The following is a 22,884-nucleotide window of genomic DNA, read 5'->3' on the forward strand; positions in this document are numbered from 1 at the left end:
CCGTCTTCGAGGCCGAGGATGCTGGTGCCTTTGATGCTGTCGGGGATGACGCTGGTAGTCAGGGCTTCCAGAGAATCGAAGCCCAGGGAATCGAGCATGCTGTGCTCGTCATCGCTACGAGGGCCGATATGACGGGCGACGAATTCGTTATGGGTGTCGAGACGGATGGTCATGGGGCAATCCTCAAGCGTCGGTCTGATCCTGAATCAGGCGGTCATAGGCGGCCTGGTCGAGCAGGCTGTCCAGGGCGGCGGCATCGTCGGGGCGCATGCGGAAAAACCAGCCTTCGCCCATCGGGTCGTTGTTCACCAGCTCCGGATCGCCATCGAGCTGTTCATTGACTTCCACCACTTCGCCGTCCACCGGCATGCCGATGCTGCTGGCCGCCTTGACCGACTCCACCACCGATACCTCGACCCCGGCACTGAACGCGCCCAGTTCGGCCAGTTGCACGAACACCACATCCCCCAGCGCCTGCTGGGCGAAGGCGGTAATACCGACAGTGACCAGACCATCGCTTTCAAAACGCAGCCATTCGTGATCGTTGGTGAAACGTAATTCGCTCATATCCACTCCTCATTGTTCTGGTTTTTTCCGCTGCACTGAGGGCTGCGGGTGGGTTGCAGGAGAGATAGCAAGGGTGGTGCCAGGTTGGTTTATTTGTTTTAAATCAATTGGATAGGTTGTTTTTGGTTTATTGGTAGGGATAGGGGCTGTATTGAAATCAATACAGGTGGACAGGGAGGAGGGGGCGAAGCCTGAACCGGCGAGGTTCCAGGCGTGGGTGTCTTGAATTCGATACGCTGTATCGATTTACACACGACTTGAATGGCACCCCATCCAATGTGGGAGCGGTCCAAGGCTTTAAACTTTGTTGGGGATGCCGTACTTGCGCAACCGAATCGCAATCGCGCTGTGGGACGTCTGCAACCGCGCCGCCAGCAATCGACTCGACGGATAACTGCGGTAAAGCTGCTCCAACAGCTTCTTCTCGAACCCTTCCACAGCCTCTTCCAGACTCCCCACCTCACCATCGTTCTGCCGCTCCACCGCCGTGCGGGCGATGTCCAGGTCGTCGATGTCCACCAGCGGGTTTTCGCAGATGGCCGCGGCGCGGAAGATCACGTTTTGCAGTTGCCGCACGTTGCCCGGCCAGCGGTTGCCGAGCAGGGCGGTGAAGGTGCTTGGCGCCAGACGACACACCGGACGCTGGATCTGCGCGCAGGCGTGTTCCATGAAGTGCTGGGCCATCAGCAGAATGTCGTGGCCGCGTTCGCGCAGCGGTGGCACTTGCAGGTTGAGCACGTTGAGGCGGTAAAACAGGTCCTCGCGAAAATGCCCCTCGCTGACCATCTTTTCCAGGTCGCGGTGGGTGGCGCTGAGGATGCGCACATTGACCTTCACCTCCCGATCGCCGCCGACCCGCCGAAAGCAGCCATCGCTCAAGAACCGCAGCAACTTGGCCTGCAGGTACGGCGACATCTCGCCGACCTCGTCGAGAAACACCGTGCCCTGGTCCGCCAGTTCCAGCAGCCCCAGCTTGCCGCCGCGCTGTGCGCCGGTGAAGGCGCCCGTGGCATAACCGAACAGCTCGCTCTCGGCCAGGCTTTCTGGCAGCGCCGCGCAGTTGAGCGCCAGGAACGGCGCTTCACGCCGGCCGCTGATGGCATGGCAGGCGCGGGCCACCAGCTCCTTGCCGGTGCCGGTTTCGCCCTGGATCAGCAGCGGCGCATCGAGAGCCGCGACCCGTTGTGCCCGGGCCTTGAGCGCGCGGATCGGCGGCGATTCGCCCAACAGCGCATCGAAGCCTTCGGCATGGTCATGGTGCAGCGCCGACAGGCGCTCGCCGATGCGATTGGGCTGATACAGAGTGAGCAGGGCGCCGGCGTCAGTGACCGGCATGGCGTCGAGCAGCAGGGTATGGCCGGCGAGACTGACTTCGCGCATCGGCAGGCGAAAGCCGTGCTCGATCAGCGCAGGCAGCAAGTCGGGATCGTCGAACAGCGCGCCCAGCGACTCGCCCGCCGGTTCGCGGCCGCACAGGGCGATCAGTGCCGGGTTGGCCAGCAGCACATGACCGCGATCATCCACCGCCAGCACCGGGTCGGAACTGGCCGCGAGCAGGGCTTCGAGTTGCAGGCGCCGGCGCTGCCCCGGAAGGATGTCGACCATGGTCACCGCCTGCACGCCTTCGACTCCGAGAAACGCTTCGCGCAATTCCTCCAGCACCTCGGTGCCGAGGGTCGGCGCGTCGATGTAGACGTTGGGCGGCGCCATCTCGACGGCGTCCAGGTTCAGGCTGCGCCGCCCGAGCAGGGCCAGGACTTCCTGGGTGATGCCGACGCGGTCGATGAAGGTGACGTGGATGCGCATGGGGAGCCTGCAAGCGTGATGACGGGATGAGTATGTCGAATTTGCCAGTCAGCGTCGTCAGGGCTTTTCCCTGGCCTGGGCGTTTGCCGAACAGGCCGCCAGGTCCTCGAGAAACGCCTGGAGAATCGGCGGCGGCGCACTGCCGCGACGAGTGATCACATCGAACGGCGACATCAGTTGCAGGCTCTTCGACGCCAACTGGTGCATCTCGCCGGTCTTGATCCACTGCGCCGCGAAGTGCGCCGGCAGAAAGCCCAGGTAGGCGCCGGAGATGATCAGGATCGCCATCGCCTCAATGTTGTCCACGGTCGCCGCCGCCTTGCTGATGCCCATGTGTTCGAGGTCGTATTGCTGCATGTAGCCACGCACGACGATGCGGCTGGCGCCGATCTCTTCACGTAGTGCGTCGCCCTCAGCCTGGCTGCCGAACAGTGGATGGCGGCGCCCGCAGTACAGCCCCATGGCTTCCTGGTAAAGCGGCGTGTGCAGCAGCCCAGGCACGTGGATCGGGAAGTGCCCGATGGCCAGGTGCAGGCGACCGTCGAGCACCCGTTCTTCGAGCTCCGCCGGGGTGCCGACGTAGACGTTCAGGTGCACATCGTGCCCACGGGAGACGAAGCGTTGGGTGGTGCGGGGGATGGGCGAACCGGGGTCGGTGATGGTGCTGTCGATGATCCCCAGGTTCAGCTTGCCGCTGATGTGCTGCTTGAGCACGTCGGCGTCCATGCAGAAATTTTCCACCGCCGAAAGCAGGCGCTGGGTGGCCTCATGAATCGCCACCCCTTGCTCGGTCAGGCGAAAGCCGCTGCGCCCGCGCTGGCACAGCTTGACCCCCAGCCGCGTCTCCAGATGCGTCATCTGCTCGCTGATGGTCGACTGGCCGGCATTCAGCGCCGCCTGGGCCGCGGAGAAGCCGCCGCAGCGGACAATCGTGGCAAACACCCGAAGCAACTTCAGGTCGACATCGTGCAGTTGAATCACCTTGAACCTCCGCCGGTGGATGCATCGGGAATGCCGATATGAGTATCTGATGTTTAGCATTTTTTCCACGAAAAGCTGCGCCCATAGTCTCTCCAACGGCGGTCGCCTTGCAGTCCGTCAAGCCGATAACAAGAAGTGGAGAGGCCCAAATGTCGAACAACGGTTATGAATCCGGTCGCCTGAACCTGCCATTCGTAGGTCATTGCACCTTTGGCAAATCCCCGGTGTGCACCGACTGGGATGCGCTGGACGCGGACGTGGCGATTCTTGGCGTGCCCAACGACATGGGTACCCAGTGGCGCTCCGGCGCACGCTTCGGGCCACGGGGCATCCGCGAGGCATCGACGCTGTTTTCCTTCGGCCATGCCGGCGCCTATGACCATGAAGACGACGTCATGTACCTGACCGCCTCCGACGTACGGATGGTCGATGTGGGTGATGCCGACATCGTCCACACCGATATGGCCACCAGTAACCACAACACCGAATACGCCGTGCGCAAGATCCTCGACGCCGGGGTGATGCCGGTGGTGCTGGGCGGCGATCACTCGGTGCATGCCCCGGTGATCCAGGCGTTCGAAGGCCGCGGCCCGATCCACATCATTCACTTCGATGCGCACCTGGATTTCGTCGACGAACGCCACGGCGTGCGCTACGGCCACGGCAACCCGCTGCGCCGCGCCTCGGAAATGAACCACATCGTCGGCATGACCCAGATGGGCATCCGCAACGTATCGTCGTCCAACCGCGACGACTACGAAGCCGCCCATGCCGCAGGCTCCAGGATCCTCTCGGTGCGCGATGTACGACGCCTGGGCGTGGACGGGGTGCTGGCGCTGATCCCGCAGAACATCAACTACTACATCACCATCGACATCGACGGTTTCGACCCGTCCATCGCCCCCGGCACCGGCACTCCGAGCCACGGCGGCTTCCTCTACTACGAAGTGCTGGAAATCATCCAGGCACTGGCCAAACGCAGCAAAGGCAACATCGTCGGCATGGACCTGGTGGAAGTTGCACCGGTGTACGACCCGACCGGCATGACCTCGATCCTCGCCGCGCAACTGCTGCTCAACAGCATCGGCTTCATCTTCCACGAGCGCGCCCAGGCGCGGCAGACCCAGGGCGAAGCCACGCCGGCCTGATGCCCGGTCCGATCATCGAAACCACAGTGACCCGGCAGCCTCCGCCTGCCGGGCAGAGAGAAGAAAATGGACACGATCGTCAAAAGCTACCTGCAGAAATTCGGCGTCAGCGAAGCCACCCAGACCTTCCTCAGCAAGGTGCAGAAAATGTTCATCGGCGGCGCCTGGGTCGAGGCCGGCGACGGCCAGACCTCCGACGTCATCGAACCCTCGACCGAAGGCCTGATCACGCGCATTCCCATGGGCACCACCGAGGACCTGGACCGCGCCGTGCAAGCGGCCCGTGCGCAGTTCGACGGCGGCGCCTGGAGCCAGGCCAAACCGGCGGAGCGTGAACGGCTGATCCAGCGCCTGGCCGACCTGATCGAAGAGAACGCCGAGGAACTGGCGCAAATCGAATCCATCGACATGGGCAAGTCAGTGACTTTCGCCCAGGGCGTCGACATCCAGGGCACCATCGATACCCTGCGTTATTTCGCCGGCTGGGCGACCAAGCTCCATGGGCGCACCGTCGAGCCGTCGCTGCCGGGCAATTACCTGGCCTACACCCGCAAGGAAGCGGTGGGCGTGGTCGGTGCCATCGTGCCGTGGAATTTCCCCCTGCAAACCATGGCCTGGAAGCTCGGCGCGGCGCTGGCCACCGGTTGCACCGTGGTGGTCAAGCCTGCCGAGCTGACCTCGCTGTCGGCCCTGCGTTTTGCCGAACTGGTGCAGCAGGCGGGGATTCCGGACGGGGTGATCAACATCGTCACCGGTCGCGGCAGCGTGGTCGGCGCGGTCATGGCCACCCACCCGGGCATCGACAAGCTGACCTTCACCGGCTCCACGCCGGTCGGCCGTACCGTGGGCCGCGCCGCGCTCGACGAAATGAAGCGACTAACCCTGGAACTGGGAGGAAAATCACCGGTAATCGTCCTGGCCGACGCGGACATTCCGGCGGCTGCGCAAGCGGTCGCCAACGGTGTGTTCTTCAACTCGGGGCAGGTGTGCGACGCCGGAACCCGGGCCTATGTCCACCGCAGTGTCTACGACCAATTCCTGCGTGAGCTGGTCGCCTACACCCGGACCCTGAAGATGGCGCCGGGGCTGGACCCGGACTGCTTCATCGGCCCGCTGGTGTCGGCGTTGCAGAAGCAGCGGGTGAGCGAGTACATCGAAACCGGCAAGGCTGAAGGCGCCGAATTGGTCTACGGCGGCCAGCCTGTGGCGGGCCCGGGGTTCTTCGTCGAGCCGACGATCTTCGCCCATTGCCGCAACGACATGCGCATTGTCCAGGAGGAGATCTTCGGCCCGGTGCTGGTGACCGCGCCGTTCGACGATGAGGAAGAAGCACTGGCCCTGGCCAACGACTCGCCCTACGGCCTGGCGGCGGCCCTGTACTCCAACGACCTGGGCAAGGTGCACAGCCTGATCCCACGGTTGAAGGCAGGCTCGGTCTACGTCAACGCCCACGGCACCCTCGACCCGTCGATGCCGTTCGGTGGCTACAAACAGTCCGGGTTCGGCAAGGACCTGGGCGCGGAGCAGCTCGATTACCTGCTCGAAACCAAGGCGGTGTGGATTACGCTGCCCTGAGGCCAGCCACTGCCCCTGTAGGAGCGAAGCTTGCTCGCGAAGAGGTCGGCATATTCAACATCGATGTCGGCTGAAACTGCGCTTTCGCGAGCAAGCTTCGCTCCTACAGAGACCGGTCTGGGTAGTTGAAGAAATTGGAACGGCAAGGAGGCATTCGGACGTCGTTCACCCGAAACAATGCGGTTATCTCGTCATGATTTTCCAAGAACAAGAGTCCATCATGAACATAGACGCCAAGCCTGTTGCGAACGTATCCCTGCTCGACGACAAGTCCGTGGTCGAGAGTCATTCCATCGACTTCATCCCCGAGAGCGAGCGCACCGACAAACTGTCGAGCCAGGGCCCGTTCTGGTTTCTCGGCAACTTCACCTTCTTCACCATGACCATCGGCTTCGTCGGCCCGAGCGTCGGCCTGACCGCGCTCTGGACCACTCTGGCCGGCACGCTGGGCATCATGTTCGGCACGCTGTTCATGGCCTTTCACGGATCGCAAGGCCCGCACCTGGGCCTGCCGCAGATGATCCAGTCCCGCGCGCAGTTCGGTTATCGCGGGGTGATCCTGGTGCTGCTGGCGACGCTGTTCGTGTTCGCCGGTTTCAACATCGTCAACCTGGTGCTGATGATGCAGGGGCTGCACACGCTGTTCGGCTTCAACCCCTTGGTGATCGCAGTGGCGGTGACCATTCCGGCGGCGGTGCTGGCGATCCTCGGACACGACTGGATGCACCGCGCCTTCAAATGGGCGTTGTACCTGTCGCTGCCTTTGTACGGCCTGGTGACCCTGGCGGTGCTGATGGGCTGGGTGCCGGATGCGGTGCTGCCACCCTTGGTCGAGGGCGAAGTGGCCCCGGCGCCACTGGGCTTCAACTGGACCGGTTTCATCGCCCAGTTCGCCGCTGCCGCCAGCTACAACATCGCCTACGCCCCCTACGTGTCCGATTACTCGCGCTACCTGCCGAAGAACACCTCCAGCGGCAAGCTGATTGCGGTGGTGTTCCTCGGTGCGTCGCTGTCCGGTGCGTGGATGATTTCCGTGGGTGGCTGGCTGGCCGATCACCTGCACTCCACCGATGTGCTGGTGGCGCTGGGGCAGGTGGGCAATACCGTGTCGCCGCTGATGGGCACCGCGGTGGTGGTCGTGACCATCCTGGCGTTCCTGCCGGTGATCGCGATGAACATCTACAGCGCCAAGCTGACGACCCTGACCTGCGTCGACTCGATCAGGCACATCGAACCGACCCGCAAGGCGCGCATCCTCGCCATCCTGTTCGTGATCCTGCTGCAACTGGGCGTGGCCATGAGCATCCAGAGTTCCGGCAAGGGCCTGTCGGTGCTGGGAATCTACCTGGTGGTGATGCTGTACTTCCTGGTGCCCTGGACCTCCGTCAACCTCACCGACTACTTCTTCGTGCGCAAGGGCCGCTACGCCATCCCGCACTTCTTCATGCCGCACGGCAACATCTACGGCAACTGGGGCCTGCGCGGCATCATCGCCTACGCCATCGGCTTCATCTCGATGATCCCGTTCTTCTACATCTTCGACGGCGTCGAGCAGCGCGAGGTGTACGTCGGCCCGCTGGCCAAGGCTCTGGGCAGCATCGACATCGCCTGGCTGGTGGGGCTGATCGTTTCTGGCCTGGCGTACTACTGGCTGAGCCGATCGATCGACCTCAAGCGCGAAGAGGCCGTCATTGAGCAGATCGAAAAAACCTGTCCGCAATACACCACCGGTGACTCGCTGACCAAAACAAAAATGCCCGTCTTCAACGAATCGGCGGTCCGGAGATAATCATGGCTACGCAAAAATACGACTACATCATCATCGGCGCAGGCTCGGCAGGTTGTGTGTTGGCCAACCGCCTGAGCGAAGATCCGGCGACCAAGGTTCTGGTGCTGGAGTTCGGCGGCAGCGACCGCAGCGTGGTGATCCAGATGCCCAGTGCGTTCTCGATTCCGATGAACACCAAGAAGTACAACTGGCGCTACGAAACCGAGCCGGAACCCTATCTCGATGGCCGGCGCATCCACTGCCCGCGGGGCAAGGTGCTGGGTGGTTCGTCGTCGATCAATGGCCTGGTCTATATCCGTGGCCACGCCTGTGACTTCGACGAGTGGGAATCCCTGGGTGCCGAAGGCTGGGGCTACAAGAACTGCCTGCCGTACTTCAAGCGCGCCGAGAGTTTCGAGTCCGGTGGCGACAGCTATCGCGGGCAGAACGGGCCGCTGAGCACCACCAACGGCAATCACATGAAAAACCCGCTTTACGGGGCCTGGGTCGAAGCCGGCGCGCAAGCGGGCTACATAAAGACCGACGACTGCAACGGCTTCATGCAGGAAGGCTTCGGCGCGATGCACATGACCGTGAAAAACGGCGTGCGCTGTTCGACTGCCAACGCGTATTTGCGCCCGGTGATGGACCGCCCGAACCTGACGGTGATCACCCATGCGATGACCCGCCAGATCCTCCTCGACGGCAAGCGCGCGGTCGGGGTGATGTACGATCAGGGTGGCCAGACCCATAAGGTGTATTGCAACCGCGAAGTGCTGATTTCGTCCGGCCCGATCGGCTCGCCGCACCTGCTGCAACGCTCCGGTATCGGCCCGGCCGAGGTTCTGCGCAAGGCCGGGGTCGAGGTGCGTCACGACCTGCCGGGCGTGGGAGAGAACCTGCAGGATCACGCCGAGGTGTACATCCAGTTCGGCTGCAAGGAGCCGGTGACGCTCAACAGCAAGATGGACCCGCTGAGCAAGCTGATGATCGGTTTGCGCTGGCTGCTGTTCAAGGATGGCCTGGGCGCCACCAACCACTTCGAGGCCGGCGGTTTCATTCGCTCCGACAAGGGCCTGCGCTGGCCGGACATTCAGTTCCACTTCCTGCCCGCGGCCATGCGCTACGACGGCAACAAGCCGATCAAGGGACACGGGTTCATGGTGCTCACCGGTCCCAACAAGCCGAAGAGCCGTGGTTATGTGCGGGTGCGTTCGGCCGACCCTTATGAGCATCCGGAGATCCGCTTCAACTATCTGGAGCGGGAAGAAGACCGCGAAGGCTTCCGCCGCTGCATCCGCCTGACCCGGGAAATCATTGGGCAGAAGGCGATGGATCGTTTCCGCGACGGCGAAATCGCCCCCGGGGCGCAAGTGACCACCGATGAGGAAATCGACGCTTTTGTCCGGGCCAACCTGGAAAGCACCTACCACCCTTGCGGTTCGTGCCGCATGGGCGAGGACGACATGGCGGTGGTGGATTCGGAGCTGCGTGTGCGAGGCATCGCCGGGCTGCGGGTGATCGACTCCTCGGTGTTCCCGACCGAACCGAACGGCAACCTCAACGCGCCGACCATCATGCTCGCCGAACGGGCATCGGATCTGGTGCGCGGCAAGCCAATGCTGCCGGCGGCGGAGGTGCCGGTGGGGCTGGTGGAGAATTGGGAGAATAGCCAGCGCTCGGCGTTGCCGGGGCGTAATGTGCGGGTTTGATCAAAAGCAAAAGATCGCAGCCCTGAACTGCGGGCTGCGATCTGTTGATCTTCGTTTTTTTGCTACGCTCCAGTCTCCCTGAGACCGCAATGGAGCACCCTCATGGCTATCCTGGCCCTGCGCGCCGACGCCTCGCATATCGACACCATCGCCCCCTTGTTCGACGCCTATCGCGGCTTCTACGGCCAGCCGTCGAACCTGCCGCAATCGCGCGCCTTCATCGCCGAACGCATCGCCCGCGACGAGTCGGTGATTTTCCATGCGGTGGACGAGGGCGGCGAGGCGCTGGGTTTCGTGCAGATGTTCCCGACCTTTTCCTCCATCGACGCCCATCGCACCTGGCTGCTGGGCGATCTGTTCACCACCCCGGACGCGCGCGGCAAAGGGGTAGGGACACTGCTGATGAACACCGCCCGCGACTTTGCCCGGTTGATGGGGGCCAAGGGCATGACGCTGGAAACTGCCACTGATAACCACAGCGCGCAGCGGCTGTATGAGTCGCTGGGGTGGGGACGGGATAGCGGTTACTACACCTATTGCCTGGACCTGAAGCAGAACTGAGCATCACCACACCCTGTGTAGCAGCTGGCGAAGCCTGCGTCCGGCTGCGCAGCAGTCGCAAAATCAGAGCATGCGGTTTTTCAGGAAGAACTCGCACTCAGGTTTTACGACTGCTGCGCAGCCGGACGCAGGCTTCGCCAGCTGCTACAGGTTTGTGGTCATCCAATGGCAGTCCTGGAGTCAGTTAGGAATCGGAATAGTCACCCCCTCTTTCTGCAAATCCTCCCGCACCGACTGGAATTTCTGGTACTTGGAAATCTCCACCGGCCCGTCGTACGTCATGCTCTGCATCTTGCGAGGCGGGTACTTGATGTAGGTCTGCATGAGTTTGGCGATGGCCTGGCTGATGGGCACCATGGTCCAGGTGCGTTCGGTGATGTTGCTCATGAAAATGTCATAGCGCTCCTGCGGGTCCTGGTACAGGTCGAAGACCTGCGGCACCGTCGCCACGTATTTCGCCGCACCTTTCCAGCCCAGGTTGGTGTCGACCGCCAGGCCGCCGGTAGGGGCGCCGTCGTCACCACGCAGGTTGAACACCGCCTTGTAGTTGCCGACGCGGGCAGCGCCCGGGGACAGCTCGTTTTCGGTGAAGTAGAACCACTCCTTGCGCGGATTCGGGCCGGTACCTTTCAACACCGGGGTCATGTCATAGCTGTCGAAGATGATCGGCTGACCTTCGCGATCCTTCTCCGGCAATTTGATCCCCGCCACCGAGGCGAAAGTCGCCATCAGGTCCAGGCCACCGAGGATGTCGTGGTTCTTTGCGTTGGCCTTGATCTGCCCGGGCCAGACCATGATCGCCGGCACCCGGTTGCCGCCTTCGCGCACGGTGCCCTTGGTGCCGCGGAACGGCGTGTAACCGGCATCGGGGTACACGTCCTGCCAGGCGCCGTTATCCGTCGTGTAAACCACCAGGGTGTTCTTATCCAGTCCCAGCGCCTTGAGCTTGTCCATGATGTGTCCGATGCGGGTGTCGAGCTCGACGATGGAATCGGCGTACTTGCTCTTGGACAGCGACTTGTGGACGAACTCCGGTGCCGGAAGGTTGGGTTGGTGCACCTTCATGAAGTTGACGTTGATGAAGAACGGCTTGTCGGACTTGGCCGCCGTGTCGAGAAATTCCAGCGCGGCTTTCTCGACATAACTGTCGAAGAACGGAATCCCCACTACACCGGGTTTGCCATCCACCACCGGGGTATCCACGTACTGGCCGTTGATCTTGAATTGCTCGACCGCTTTTTCCCCGGCCTTGCCGGACAGCGCACCGATGGTCACTTTGGTGAACATCGCACGGGTGTCCGGGTCCATGTCCGGGAACCAGGTGGCATCGGCGTAGGTGTAGGCGTTGAGGTGATAAAGGCCGACGTATTTCATGACGTCATAGCCCTGGGCGTTGGGCAGCGCGTAATCGGCTTCGCCCAGGTGCCATTTGCCGGTGAAATAAGTTTCGTAGCCGCCGGTCTTGAGCACCGAGGCCAGGGTCCATTCGGCCGCCGGCAAACCGCCGCCCTGGCCCTGGAAAGCCACGGTGGTCATGCCGCTGCGGTTGGGGATGCGCCCGGTCTGCATGGCTGCCCGGCCCGGGGTGCAGCTGGGTTGGGCATAGAACGAGAAAAAGGTGGTGCCGTCTGCCGCCAGCTGGTCGATGCTCGGTGTGGGCATGCCGCGACCGACGCCTCCACCATAGGGACCGAGGTCGCCGTAGCCGGTGTCATCGGAGACGATGAACAGAATGTTGGGTTTTTCGCTTTGTGCCGCCAGTGCGACGCCGTTGAGTGCCAAAAGCAAAGAGCATGTTGCGCAAAATCTGAGGCGGTGCGAATACGCTTTCATAGTCGGTTTCCTTTCGCGAGGCTGGATCGTTGCTGCCGCGAAACTCAAAAACTGAGTGAAAACAACAATGATCCGAGTAGTTACCCCCCCAACCATGCGCCCGGATAGCGCAAAGCCCCTTTCAAAAAAACAAAGGAGACCATGTGCTGTTCGAGACTGCGGTGAAGCCTAGTACGAATCTTCCGGATGCGCGCCGAAGCAGGCGGCGGAACGGGCGTCATTCGTCGCTTTGTTCCGTCGACTGGTTACTTGTCGCCGAACACCGGTCGCAAGAAGCTGCGCTCGTAACTGAGAATGAATTTCCTGTCCTCGGCGTACTTGAAGGCGGCGATGCACTCGGGGTCTTTCATCGACTGTTGGCGGTAAGTTTCGTAAGCGGCCAGGCTCGGGAAGGTGAACATCGCCATGGCGATGTTGTTGGCGCCTTCGGACGGCAGGAAGTAACCGTGATGCTGGCCGCCGAACTTCTCCACCAGTGGAATCCAAAGCTTGCCGTAGTGCTCGAAGGCGTCGAGCTGATAGGGGTCGAGCACGTATTTGAGGTAGCAGGTGATCATCTTTTCTCTCCTTGAGGATTAGCGGTTGATGCCGATTTGTAACAGGTCTCGAGCTTGCAAGACTACGTTCGGTGGGTCGCGAACGCATATCTCCCTGCAGGAGCGAGCTTGCTCGCGATGAAGGCCCTGCCACCGCGGGGCAGGATCAGGTTGAAGAACGGACAAACTCGATGAACGCCTTCAACGTCGCCGGCACATGTCGACGGCTGGGGTAATACAGGTGCAAGCCCGGATAAAACGGACACCAGTCCGCCAACACCTGAACCAGGCTCCCGTCGGCAATCTGCGCCTTGACCATGTCCTCGAAAATGTAAGCCAACCCCACACCCTGCAGCGCCGGGCCGACCATCAGGCTGACGTCGCCCAGGGTCAGCGGGCCGTCGATTTCGATTTCCTGGGCAATGCCGCCGCGCTCGAACTCCCAGCGATACAGCACGCCGCTGGGGAAACGATGGCGGATGCAGGGCAGGCCGTGCAGGTCTTCGGGTTTCTGCGGGACGGGGTGTGTTTCGAAGAAGGCCGGTGAAGCGACGACCACCGAGCGCATGTAGCTGCCGATGGGCAACGAGACCATGTCCGCTTCCAGGCGCACACCGAATCGCACCCCGGCGTGAAACCCTTGCGCCACCACATCGACAAAGCCATCGTCCGCAACCACCTCCAGCGTCACATCCGGGTACGCCGCCAGAAACCGCGCGGCGATCGGCAGCAACACCAGTTCGGCCGCCTGGCGGCCGGCGGTGATCCGCAGGTTGCCCGAGGGCTTGTCGCGGAAACTGTTGAGGTCTTCCAGGGCGTCGTCGATATCGCGAAAAGCCGGTCGCAAGCGGTTGAACAGACGCTCGCCGGCTTCGGTCAGCCCGACGCTGCGGGTGGTGCGGTTGAACAGTCTGACTCCCAGCCGGTTCTCCAGGCTGCGCACCGAATGGCTGAGCGCCGAAGGCGTGAGACCCAGTTCCACCGCCGCGCGGCTGAAGTTCAGGTGTGTAGCCACGCTGAGGAAGGTCGACAGATCAGCCGCTGAAGGAGCTTTCATTAGTGAATGCCTTTCACAAAGCCATGCAAAATTGTTGGGATTATCACATCAGTAATGGAGTTTTAAAGTTGCGTCAACTCATCAAGAAGGCCCGGCAATAACGCTCGGGTCGCAGACAGGAGGAGTTGATATGCGTACTTGGCTCATTACTGGCGCTTCCCGTGGTTTTGGCACTCTGATCGCAGAACACGCTCTGCGTGCCGGCGACGCGGTGATTGCAACGGCCCGCAAACCTGAAGAAGTCATCGCCAAACTCGGCGAACATCCAAACCTGCTGGCGGTACGTCTGGACGTGACCCGCGAGGAGGAAGCCCATCAGGCGGTAGCGCAAGGCATCAAGCGTTTCGGTCGCATCGATGTGCTGATCAACAATGCCGGCTTCGGCGTGCTGGGTGCGGTGGAAGAGACCAGCGCCAGCGAGACCGAGCGACTGTTCGCCACCAACGTCTTCGGCGTGCTCAACGTGACCCGCGCGGTACTGCCGCACATGCGTCGCCAGCGGTCCGGGCATGTGATCAACATCTCGTCCATCGGCGGTTACCAGGCCTACATGGGCTGGGGTGTGTACGGCTCGACCAAGTTTGCGGTGGAAGGCATCACCGAGGCGCTGCATCAGGAATTGGCGCCACTGGGCATCCACGCCACGGTGGTGGAACCGGGCTTCTTCCGCACCGACTTCCTCGACGAGCAATCGCTGGTGAAGACCGCGCTGGAGCTGGCGGACTATGACGACACTGTGGGCGCGATGCGCAAGCACGCCGAAGCCGCCAACCACGCCCAACCGGGTGATCCGGTGAAGTTCGCCGAAGCCATGCTGGCGCTGGTCAATGCCCCGAAACCGCCGCAGCGTCTGGCACTGGGCAGCGACACCATCGCGCGCATCGAAGCGAAAAACCGCTTCGTCGCCCAGGAGTTGGCAGAGTGGAATGAGTTGGCGTTGTCGACTGATTTCAAAGGCTGATCATCGACCCCACAAAAAATCCGGAGCCCCGCAAAGGGCTCCGGATTTTTTTCGTTTCCTGCATCCGATCCGCTGTAGGAGCGAGCTTGCTCCCACAAGTTCGGCGGGTATCAGCGGCATTCCAGGCAGAAGTAGGGCATGACTTCGGAGCTGGCGTCGTAGCCGTTGCTGCCGTCGGCGTAATGATATTGCTGCAGACGGTCGGAGCCGCCTTCCGCCACGCGGGTGCCGCGCATGGAGTTGTAGCCGGCGGCGACGCTGTTTTGCTTGAGACGGTCGGAACCGTCCGATGCCAATTGGCGTTCCCGCAGACGATCAGCACCGCCTTCGGCCAGCTGACGTTCTTTCAAACGATCAGCCCCACCTTCAGCCAATTGACGTTCCCGCAGACGATCAGCTCCGCCTTCGGCCAACTGACGTTCCCGCAGGCGATCCGCCCCACCTTCAGCCAACTGACGCTCCCGCAGACGATCAGCCCCACCCTCAGCCAACTGCCTGCCTACAGTGGTATCCCCACCACTCTCAGCCGCGTTGTGCACCGCCGTATCGGCACCGGCCGTTCCGGCGCCCGCTTCAGCGGCATGAGCATTCGCTACAAAAAATCCAAGGGTTGAAACGAGGGCGATTCCCAATGCAAGACGTGGGGTGTTCATCATGTTCACCTAGTGAGTCACAGGAGTGTTCAAGCAACAGTCGGGCAGGCGTGAATGCCGGCTGTCGCCGCCCTGACATTCGAAGCCTGCATCTTGATTGCCTGCACAAAACCCGTCACTCATGCATAGGTTGTCCCGCGCAGCACCCAGGTATTAACCGTCCATACAAAGGTATGGCGCCGGTCAGTTGGCCGGCAGCACGGGTGGTTTGTTCTGGTCCTTGAGCAGAAAGACCACGAACTTGGCCGGCTTGTCCTTGCTGGCGTTGCGGCCGACGGTGTGGATGTCCTCGGGGCCTTCGTGGAAGCTTTGTCCCGGCGTCAGGGTGTATTCCTTGCCGCCCTTGACCCCCATGACGATAGTCCCTTCCAGCACATACACGAAGCCGTGGGCATCGTGACGGTGAACCGGATCGGCGCCGCCCGGCGGGTACTCGACGGTGAGGATCATCACTTCCTTGCCGGGGTAGTCGGGCAGCGCCGTGACCGACACCTCCTTGACGTCCGGGTGCGGCGCTTCGGCAGCCAGGGCTGGCGTGGTGGTGAATGACAGCGCAAACAGGGCGAGAAAAACGCGAGTTTTCATGGGACGCTCCTGATCAGAGAGGAGGGGCCGTGAAGGGCGAGGCCCTAGGCGCCGGTACTCTTGAGCCATTGTTCGAAATGAGTCTTGCCGAGGATCGGGTCATCCCCCGGCGTCAGCGACTGGTCGTTGATGATCGCGCCGTAGTAACCGGCGCTGTCGTCGGTGACCACCTGGCGTTGATCCCCGGTGTGTTGCAGATACGTCCGGGCAAATGCCACCAGCGGCTTCTTGTCGGGGCCGGCCAGTTCGACAATGTTGTCCGTGGGCGGCGACACGGCGATCTTCGCCAGCGCCGCGGCAACATCCGCCGAAGCGATCGGTTGCAGGGCTGCGGAGGTCAGGCGCGCGGTGTCACCCTGCATGCTGTATTGGACGATCGCGCCGATGAACTCGAAAAACTGCGTGGCGCGCACAATGGTGAAGGGCACCGTGGAGCTCTCGATCAGTTCCTCCTGAATCATCTTCGCGCGGAAATACCCGCTTTCCAGCATGCGGTCGGTGCCCACCACCGACAACGCGACGTGATGACTGACGCCGGCAGCCTTCTCGGCGGCGGCGAGATTGCGTCCGGATTTCTGGAAGAACTCAAGCACCGCAGCGTCTTCGAAGGAGGGGGAGTTGGCGACGTCCACCACCACCTCGGCCCCTTGCAAGGCGGCCTGCAAACCTTCGCCGGTGACGGCGTTGACCCCGGATCTGGGCGAGGCCGACAACACCTCGTGACCGCCTTCACGCAACAGCTTGCACAACTGGGTTCCGATCAGGCCTGTGCCGCCGATGACGACAATTTTCATGAGTGTCCCTCTTTACGCAGGTGTGCGGTGGCAGGGCTCATGCCACGCACCGGATGAGTCGGCGCGCCTTGCGCAAACGGCGCTCTGATACGCCAGTCTAGGCCGGCCCCGGTGGGGTGTGTGCTGGCGGGATGGACGGTCGGATTTTGCAGGGCGCGTCGGAAAAGTTTCGGCAGGGCGGCCCGGTCATGATCAAATGACGGCCATTTTTTTGCCGCAGGCCCTGCCTGATCTGGAGTTGTCGATGAACAAAGCGGCCGTGATGACCTTTGTCCTGTGCCTGGGTGCGGGCCTGTTCGCAGCAAACGCGAATGCCGAGGGCGATGCCGAGGCGGGCGGGAAACTGTTCAAGCGCTTCTGCAGCGGCTGCCATCAGATCGGCGAGTCGGCGCGGGCCTTTTTCGGCCCGCAGCTCAACGGCATCGTCGGGCGCCCGGCCGCGAGCACCACGGACTATCAGTACTCCGATGCGATGAAGTCATCGGGCATCGTCTGGACCCGGGAGAAACTGGCGGCCTACATCGAAGCGCCGAAGACGGTGGTGCCGGGCACGCGGATGATTTTCTGGGGGATGAGCGATCCGGAAAAGATCGAGGATCTGCTGGCCTATTTGCAGACCTTCCCGGCACCGTAAACCCTGTAGGAGCAAGGCTTGCCCGCGAAGGCGATAGTCGCCTCACACATTTGCGACCTGCTAACGCCGCAACCCCGCACAATGATCCTGCTCCGGCTGCGCCGCCGTAAACCACACATAATCCGCACTTTGCGCCGTCACCGTCCTGCCCACCTCGGCCAGGATCAGCACTGCATTCCCCTGACCAGCCCCAAGATCCTCGAGGTGCAGCGGCACCCCCAGATCCTTGCGCACATGGAACGCCCCGGCCAGCAACACCGCCGGCGTCGGCGCCGCCAGCAGGCGCTCGGCCATGCGTCGGTCGCGCTGCTGTTGCACGGCAAGCATCGCCGGCATCTGCTTCTGCGCAAGCAAGCCGCAGTGAGACTCGCGGATGTCGTCGAGCAAGGTCGCCTGAACCTGCTCGGTGGTGGAGGCCTTGCCCGTCAGCGTAGGGCGCTGCTTGTAGATCTGCATGATCTGCGCCCGATCCAGGTTGGCTGAAAGCAACGGATAAGGCTGACGCAGGGCATAGGTGACCAGCGCGCCATAGAGGCCCCAGTCCCAATTGGCTTGCCAGGACAGCGCCTGATACGGATCGGCCGGCGGATCACCGACGCGGGTCGCCGCCTGCGCCGCATCGACTTTGGCCTGTTGATCGGGGTTGAGCATTTCCATCAGCAGGCTGCCTTGCGGGCGTTGTTTTGCCAGCTCGCGCAATAGCCACAATTGAAGGGCATGGTGATCCGGATTGTCGTGTTGCTCGCCCACCAGCACCCGTGGTGCAGCGGCCAGGCGTTCGACCAGTTCCTGTGGCGTCAGGGTACGCCCGGTGGCCAGTTCGCGGATCACGCCAAGGTCGCTGTGGGCGCGGCCTTGCGGTGCGATGGCCGCCGGTGGTGGTGCGACGAAATGGGATTGGCAGGCAGCCAAAAGGCTGAACAGGCACAGCAGCACAATACGCATCGGATTTCCTTGTCAGGCGATGGCTTGCCGCGCACCTCAGCGCGCGATGATCAACGGGTGGCCGCGTTCCGGGTGGCGATGGATCAGCACCTGCAACCCGTACACCGCCTCCACGGCCTCGGCCGTCAGTACCTCATCCGGCGGACCATAGGCGTGGGGACGCCCCTCCTGCAACAGTAGCAACTGATCGCAGTAGCGTGCGGCCAGGTTGAGGTCGTGCAGGATCACCAGCACCGCCGCACCGCGCCCGGCGAAATCGCGTACCGCTTGCAGAATGGTGTGCTGGTGCAGCGGGTCGAGCATTGAGGTCGGTTCGTCGAGCAACAGAATCTGCCCTTCGGCGCCCGGCCACAGCTGCGCCAATACCCGCGCCAGGTGCACGCGCTGGCGCTCGCCACCGGACAACGCCAGATAACTGCGCCCGGCCAGGTGCAGGGCGTCGGCGGCACGCAGCGCCTCGGCGACGATTTCGGCATCGCGCGCGCGTCCGGTGGCGTAGGGCAGACGACCCATGCCAACCACTTCATTGACCGAAAAAGCGAAGTTCAGGCTCGAACTCTGGGGCAGCACCGCCAGGCGCTTGGCCCGCTCCTGGCCGGGCCAGTCGGCGAGGGCGCGGTCGTCGAGGCTGACCGTGCCTGCACTGGCCGGCAGTTCATCGCACAGCGCGGCGAGCAGGGTGCTTTTGCCGGCACCGTTGGGTCCCAGGACGCCGAGGACTTGCCCGGCCTGCAACTGGATATCGATGTCCGCCAGCACCGTGCGATTGCCACGGCGCACCAGCAAGTTGTTCGCCCGCAGCATCAGGTGCGCCCCCGTACCAGCAAATAGAGGAAGAAGGGTGCGCCAATCAGCGCGGTGACGATGCCGATGGGCAATTCGGCCGGCGCCAGCAGCAGGCGGGCGACCAGATCGGCCAGTAACAGCAGGCTGGCACCGGCGAGCAGGGACGCGGGCAGCAGCACCCGGTGATCGGGACCGACCAACAGGCGCATCAGGTGCGGCACCACCAGACCGATGAAACCGATCAGGCCCGCAGCCGCCACGGCGGCACCGACGCCCAGTGCCGTGCACAGCACCAGTTCAAGCTTGATCCGCTCGACATTGAAGCCCAGATGCCGGGCTTCGGATTCACCCAACAGCATCGCATTGAGCGCCGCGGCGCGACGCGGCAACCATAACGCCACGCCGATTGCCACGATCAGCAACGGCCACAACCGCGGATAGCTGGCACCGTTAAGGCTGCCCAGGTTCCAGAAGGTCAGGGTACGCAAGGTGGCGTCGTCCGCCAGGTAGGTGAACAGACCGACCCCGGCACCGGCCATGGCGGTCATCGCCACACCTGCAAGGAGCATGGTGGCGACGTTGGTCTGGCCGTTGCTGCGGCCGAAGCGATACACCACCGCCGTGACGATCAGACCGCCAACGAAGGCGCAAAGAGACAGCAGATAAGGTTCGATCGCCGGTGACAACCCTCCCAGCAGGCTGCCGCCAACAATGGCGATGGCCGCACCCAGCGCCGCGCCACCGGCAACCCCCACCAGCCCCGGATCGGCCAGCGGGTTGCGAAACAATCCCTGCATGGCCACGCCGGACAACGCCAGCACCGAACCGACCGCGATGCCGAGCAGACTGCGCGGCAGGCGGATCTGGCCGAGGATCAGTTCCGCCTGTTGCGTGTCGCTGCCGTTCACTGGCAATCCGAGCAGACGCAGGCCGGCGAGCAAGGTGTCACTCAGTGGCAGGCTGACAGGGCCCAGAGCCAGGGACAGCCAGAACACCAGCAGCAGTAACAGCCCGAGAGTAATCAGCATCGGCCGCGGCCGGACGATGGCCGTCATGAGACAAGCGCCGAACCGGCGAGGGCCGGCAGAGAGATCATTCGCATCAGGGGATTTTCCGTGGTCGGTCAGACGGCTATCAAACCGTCACAGCCGCAGATAATGCCACCTGGCCACGGTGGGGGATAGTTTGTTGCGAAATGTTCGCGTCTATAAGACCGCCTTCGCGGGCAAGCCTCGCTCCTACAGGTCCTGGTCGCGCACAAAATTTGTGGACGGCGCAAAAAACTGTGGGAGCGGGCTTCGGGTTTACTCGGCGATCAGCGCCAAGGCACGGGAAACGCCTGCACCGTAAAACGGATCCGCCAGGGTGCAATGGTTGATGTGCCGTTGCTGCACCGCCTGGGAAACCCCGCTCAACGAGCGTGCGGTGTTATCGAACAGGGCCTGTTTCTCCGCGCCCGTCATCAGGCGGAACAGGTCGCCCGGTTGCTGGAAATGGTCCTCGTCCACGCGATGATCCCAATGGCCGGCGGCGCCGGAGATCTTCAGTGGCGGCTCGCGGAAGTCCGGCTGGTCGGCCCAGTCGCCCTGGCTGTTGGGCACGTAGGCCAGTTGACCACCGTGGTTGCCGTCCACGCGCATGGCGCCGTCGCGGTGGAAGCTGTGCACCGGGCAGCGCGGGGCGTTGACCGGGATCTGGTGATGGTTGACCCCCAGTCGATAACGCGCCGCGTCACCGTAGGAAAACAGCCGCGCCTGCAGCATCCGGTCCGGCGAGAAACCGATGCCGGGCACCACGTTGGAGGGCGAAAACGCTGCCTGCTCGACTTCGGCGAACACGTTCTGCGGATTGCGGTTGAGTTCGAAGTAGCCCACCTCGATCAACGGGTAATCGTGGTGCGACCAGACCTTGGTCAGGTCGAACGGATTGACCTCGTGCTCGTGGGCCTGCTCTTCAGTCATGACCTGAATGTAGAAGGTCCAGCGCGGGAAGTTGCCCGCTTCAATGCTGTCGAACAGATCCCGCTGGTGACTTTCCCGATCCTGGCCGATCAGTTGCGCCGACTGCGCATCGCTCAGGTTCTCGATGCCCTGCTGCGACTTGAAGGTGAACTTGACCCAGTGCCGTTCGTTGTTGGCGTTGATCAGGCTGAAGGTGTGGCTGCCAAAGCCATGCATGTGCCGATAGGTGCGCGGAATGCCGCGCTCGCTCATGACGATGGTCACCTGGTGCAGGGCCTCGGGCAGCGAGGTCCAGAAATCCCAGTTGCTCTGCGCGCTGCGCATGCCGGTGCGCGGGTCGCGCTTGACCGCGTGGTTGAGGTCCGGGAAACGCAGCGGATCGCGGAAGAAGAACACCGGGGTGTTGTTGCCCACCAGGTCCCAGTTACCTTGCTCGGTGTAGAACTTCAGGGCAAAACCACGGATATCGCGCTCGGCATCCGCCGCACCGCGCTCGCCGGCCACGGTGGAAAATCGGGTGAAGATCGGCGTCTGCTTGCCCACTTCCGAGAACAGCCGGGCCTTGGTGTAGCGCGTCACGTCATGGGTGACGGTGAAGGTGCCATAGGCGCCGGAACCCTTGGCGTGCATGCGGCGCTCGGGAATCACTTCGCGATCGAAGTGCGCGAGTTTTTCCAGCAGCCAGACGTCTTGCAGCAGGGCAGGGCCACGAGGCCCGGCGGTCTGGATATTGAAGTTATCGGCGACCGGTGCGCCGTTGATTGAAGTCAGTTTGTCTTTTGCCATGGCACGGTTGTTCCAGGTTGAGGTTTTAGTTGTATTAAAAGAGGGAGTTTGTGCAACTAACAAAACGCGATTTATTTGTTAAACGGTGATCAAGTCCTGCGCTCGAGAATCGTTTCAATACAGTCCAGCAGTGCCCGTGCATCGAAAGGTTTGGCGAAGTAGCCTTCGGGTGTTCGTACATTGGCGCTGAACTTCGGCGGCAGGCCTGACTTTCCGGTTATGAACAGTGTGGGAATATGGGTGTTCCTCGCGGCCAGCGCCTCGTACATCTCCACACCGCCCATGCCGGGCATCTGGATATCCGAAATCAGGCAGTCGGTCTGCGCAGGACCACTGGATTGAAGAAAGGCGTAGGCACTGTTGTAGGTATTTACTGTGTAACCGTAAGAGCGCAATAAACTGTCCAGTGAGACAAGAATGAGTTCGTCATCATCAACAACAGAAATAACAGGTGCGTTAAACATGTAAAGACCTTGCGTCATTGCGTGTGGCGCTAAGTGGCGCCCGCCATACTTGCAAGATACGCGCTCAAAAAAAGCGGAACAGTATACGTGCGTATGTTTGGTTGTTTTTTTAGCGGGCGCTGCGACGGGTTATCAATATCAACAAGCGAAATGAATTGCTTCAGGATTGCTCGTGGGTCAGGTGGTCTTCGATCAGGGTAAGAAAGTGGGCGTTGTGCCGGGTGCAGTCTTCGAACAGGCGCCGACTGGCCGGGTCCTTGCGATCGATGGCGCATTCGCGGTAATCACGCAGCAGGGTGTCGACCGCCCGCAGCCGCCGGGCACTGCGGGCGATGCCCGTCATGCAGTCGGCAAAACACGCAGGTTCGAGGATGTCATTGATCTGGTAGAGCGCCTCGGTCTCGGCGTGACCGCCAAGGTCGCCGATGGCAGAGGCGAGAAAGTCGACATAAAGGGTATTGGCGCGCACCAGGCGATTGAACAATTGCTGCACCGGCAGGAAGCTGACGTTTCTCAGCTTCTGCTGGCCGCATTTGAGCTGCGCCAGCAGCGTCAGTGCGGTGCCGAGGGTATCGGTCAGCGCTTCGATGACTTCCACGCGCTCGGCGGTCGACAAGGAGGTGTGCGCACCATAACGGCTGATGCGTAACGGATGACTGACGATGTACAGCCCTTTCAATGCGTTCATGAAAACCGTCCCCAGACCGGCGCCGCGGCGCGATGAGTTGATTCATTCCAGGCCTCCAGCGTAAGTCTGCGCGTGCGCGAGAA

24 protein-coding genes are annotated in these 22,884 nt (G+C 62.3%); 8 read left to right on the top strand and 16 right to left on the bottom strand.

Annotation, left to right across the window (positions count from 1 at the left end; genetic code table 11):
• From HNO86_RS27830 to HNO86_RS27845, 4 genes are all read right to left on the bottom strand, one after another.
• Positions 1 to 173 (bottom strand): hypothetical protein (locus HNO86_RS27830; protein ID WP_175380139.1); only part of this gene is annotated, 173 nt, incomplete at its 3' end.
• Between the two features lie 10 nt (positions 174 to 183).
• On the bottom strand, positions 184 to 567 hold the full coding sequence (gene gcvH, locus HNO86_RS27835; protein ID WP_175380140.1) for a glycine cleavage system protein GcvH: 384 nt from the start codon (positions 565 to 567) through the stop codon (positions 184 to 186).
• Between the two features lie 297 nt (positions 568 to 864).
• Complete coding sequence (locus tag HNO86_RS27840; protein ID WP_175380141.1) at positions 865 to 2,373, bottom strand: sigma-54-dependent transcriptional regulator; 1,509 nt, start codon at positions 2,371 to 2,373, stop codon at positions 865 to 867.
• A 57-nt stretch (positions 2,374 to 2,430) separates the two neighbouring features.
• A complete protein-coding gene (locus tag HNO86_RS27845; protein ID WP_175380142.1) occupies positions 2,431 to 3,354 on the bottom strand; it encodes a LysR substrate-binding domain-containing protein in 924 nt (307 codons plus the stop codon).
• Positions 3,355 to 3,503: 149 nt separating this feature from the next.
• Between HNO86_RS27845 and speB the strand changes: the two genes are divergently transcribed.
• From speB to HNO86_RS27870, 5 genes are all read left to right on the top strand, one after another.
• A complete protein-coding gene (speB, locus tag HNO86_RS27850; RefSeq protein ID WP_175380143.1) occupies positions 3,504 to 4,502 on the top strand; it encodes an agmatinase in 999 nt (332 codons plus the stop codon).
• A gap of 66 nt (positions 4,503 to 4,568) precedes the next feature.
• Positions 4,569 to 6,077, top strand: a complete 1,509-nt coding sequence (locus HNO86_RS27855; protein WP_175380144.1) for an aldehyde dehydrogenase — start codon at positions 4,569 to 4,571, stop codon at positions 6,075 to 6,077.
• A gap of 220 nt (positions 6,078 to 6,297) precedes the next feature.
• The gene (locus HNO86_RS27860) at positions 6,298 to 7,866 is read left to right on the top strand and encodes a cytosine permease (RefSeq protein ID WP_175380145.1); all 1,569 of its coding nucleotides are present in this window, start codon (positions 6,298 to 6,300) and stop codon (positions 7,864 to 7,866) included.
• A gap of 2 nt (positions 7,867 to 7,868) precedes the next feature.
• A complete protein-coding gene (betA, locus tag HNO86_RS27865; protein WP_175380146.1) occupies positions 7,869 to 9,557 on the top strand; it encodes a choline dehydrogenase in 1,689 nt (562 codons plus the stop codon).
• A 102-nt stretch (positions 9,558 to 9,659) separates the two neighbouring features.
• Complete coding sequence (locus tag HNO86_RS27870) at positions 9,660 to 10,118, top strand: N-acetyltransferase (protein ID WP_175380147.1); 459 nt, start codon at positions 9,660 to 9,662, stop codon at positions 10,116 to 10,118.
• A gap of 180 nt (positions 10,119 to 10,298) precedes the next feature.
• Here HNO86_RS27870 and HNO86_RS27875 read toward each other — a convergent pair whose 3' ends face one another.
• The 3 genes from HNO86_RS27875 to HNO86_RS27885 form a co-directional block, all read right to left on the bottom strand.
• Positions 10,299 to 11,951: an arylsulfatase gene (locus HNO86_RS27875; protein WP_175380148.1), complete on the bottom strand. Its 1,653-nt coding sequence runs from the start codon at positions 11,949 to 11,951 to the stop codon at positions 10,299 to 10,301.
• A 245-nt stretch (positions 11,952 to 12,196) separates the two neighbouring features.
• The gene (locus tag HNO86_RS27880; RefSeq protein ID WP_175380149.1) at positions 12,197 to 12,508 is read right to left on the bottom strand and encodes an NIPSNAP family protein; all 312 of its coding nucleotides are present in this window, start codon (positions 12,506 to 12,508) and stop codon (positions 12,197 to 12,199) included.
• A 145-nt stretch (positions 12,509 to 12,653) separates the two neighbouring features.
• Positions 12,654 to 13,544 (bottom strand): LysR family transcriptional regulator, encoded by an 891-nt coding sequence (locus HNO86_RS27885; protein WP_175380150.1) that lies wholly within the window; start codon positions 13,542 to 13,544, stop codon positions 12,654 to 12,656.
• 130 nt (positions 13,545 to 13,674) lie between these two features.
• Here HNO86_RS27885 and HNO86_RS27890 point away from each other — a divergent pair, with 130 nt between their 5' ends.
• Entirely contained in the window at positions 13,675 to 14,505 is an 831-nt protein-coding gene (locus HNO86_RS27890) for an oxidoreductase (RefSeq protein WP_175380151.1), read from the top strand.
• A gap of 110 nt (positions 14,506 to 14,615) precedes the next feature.
• Here HNO86_RS27890 and HNO86_RS30385 read toward each other — a convergent pair whose 3' ends face one another.
• Positions 14,616 to 14,801, bottom strand: a complete 186-nt coding sequence (locus HNO86_RS30385) for a hypothetical protein (protein WP_256672810.1) — start codon at positions 14,799 to 14,801, stop codon at positions 14,616 to 14,618.
• Here HNO86_RS30385 and HNO86_RS30390 point away from each other — a divergent pair, their 5' ends adjacent.
• Entirely contained in the window at positions 14,802 to 15,119 is a 318-nt protein-coding gene (locus HNO86_RS30390; RefSeq protein WP_256672811.1) for a hypothetical protein, read from the top strand.
• Between the two features lie 222 nt (positions 15,120 to 15,341).
• On the opposite strand, the gene HNO86_RS27900 is transcribed toward HNO86_RS30390, so the two are convergent.
• Complete coding sequence (locus HNO86_RS27900) at positions 15,342 to 15,743, bottom strand: cupin domain-containing protein (RefSeq protein WP_175380152.1); 402 nt, start codon at positions 15,741 to 15,743, stop codon at positions 15,342 to 15,344.
• A gap of 44 nt (positions 15,744 to 15,787) precedes the next feature.
• A complete protein-coding gene (locus HNO86_RS27905) occupies positions 15,788 to 16,537 on the bottom strand; it encodes an SDR family oxidoreductase (protein ID WP_175380153.1) in 750 nt (249 codons plus the stop codon).
• A gap of 244 nt (positions 16,538 to 16,781) precedes the next feature.
• Between HNO86_RS27905 and HNO86_RS27910 the strand changes: the two genes are divergently transcribed.
• The gene (locus tag HNO86_RS27910; protein WP_175380154.1) at positions 16,782 to 17,171 is read left to right on the top strand and encodes a cytochrome c family protein; all 390 of its coding nucleotides are present in this window, start codon (positions 16,782 to 16,784) and stop codon (positions 17,169 to 17,171) included.
• A gap of 60 nt (positions 17,172 to 17,231) precedes the next feature.
• Here HNO86_RS27910 and HNO86_RS27915 read toward each other — a convergent pair whose 3' ends face one another.
• The 6 genes from HNO86_RS27915 to HNO86_RS27940 form a co-directional block, all read right to left on the bottom strand.
• Positions 17,232 to 18,116: a ChaN family lipoprotein gene (locus HNO86_RS27915; protein WP_175380155.1), complete on the bottom strand. Its 885-nt coding sequence runs from the start codon at positions 18,114 to 18,116 to the stop codon at positions 17,232 to 17,234.
• Positions 18,117 to 18,152: 36 nt separating this feature from the next.
• A complete protein-coding gene (locus HNO86_RS27920; RefSeq protein ID WP_175380156.1) occupies positions 18,153 to 18,920 on the bottom strand; it encodes a heme ABC transporter ATP-binding protein in 768 nt (255 codons plus the stop codon).
• Entirely contained in the window at positions 18,920 to 19,903 is a 984-nt protein-coding gene (locus HNO86_RS27925; protein WP_175380170.1) for an iron ABC transporter permease, read from the bottom strand. The genes HNO86_RS27920 and HNO86_RS27925 overlap by 1 nt, the downstream gene beginning before the upstream one ends.
• 303 nt (positions 19,904 to 20,206) lie before the next feature.
• Entirely contained in the window at positions 20,207 to 21,649 is a 1,443-nt protein-coding gene (locus HNO86_RS27930; protein WP_175380157.1) for a catalase, read from the bottom strand.
• Between the two features lie 89 nt (positions 21,650 to 21,738).
• Complete coding sequence (locus HNO86_RS27935; protein ID WP_175380158.1) at positions 21,739 to 22,113, bottom strand: response regulator transcription factor; 375 nt, start codon at positions 22,111 to 22,113, stop codon at positions 21,739 to 21,741.
• Positions 22,114 to 22,273: 160 nt separating this feature from the next.
• The gene (locus tag HNO86_RS27940; RefSeq protein ID WP_175380159.1) at positions 22,274 to 22,801 is read right to left on the bottom strand and encodes a hypothetical protein; all 528 of its coding nucleotides are present in this window, start codon (positions 22,799 to 22,801) and stop codon (positions 22,274 to 22,276) included.
• Positions 22,802 to 22,884: the final 83 nt, after the last annotated feature.

The sequence above is a fragment of the Pseudomonas sp. C1C7 genome (assembly GCF_013359595.1).
Classification (GTDB): Bacteria; Pseudomonadota; Gammaproteobacteria; order Pseudomonadales; family Pseudomonadaceae; genus Aquipseudomonas.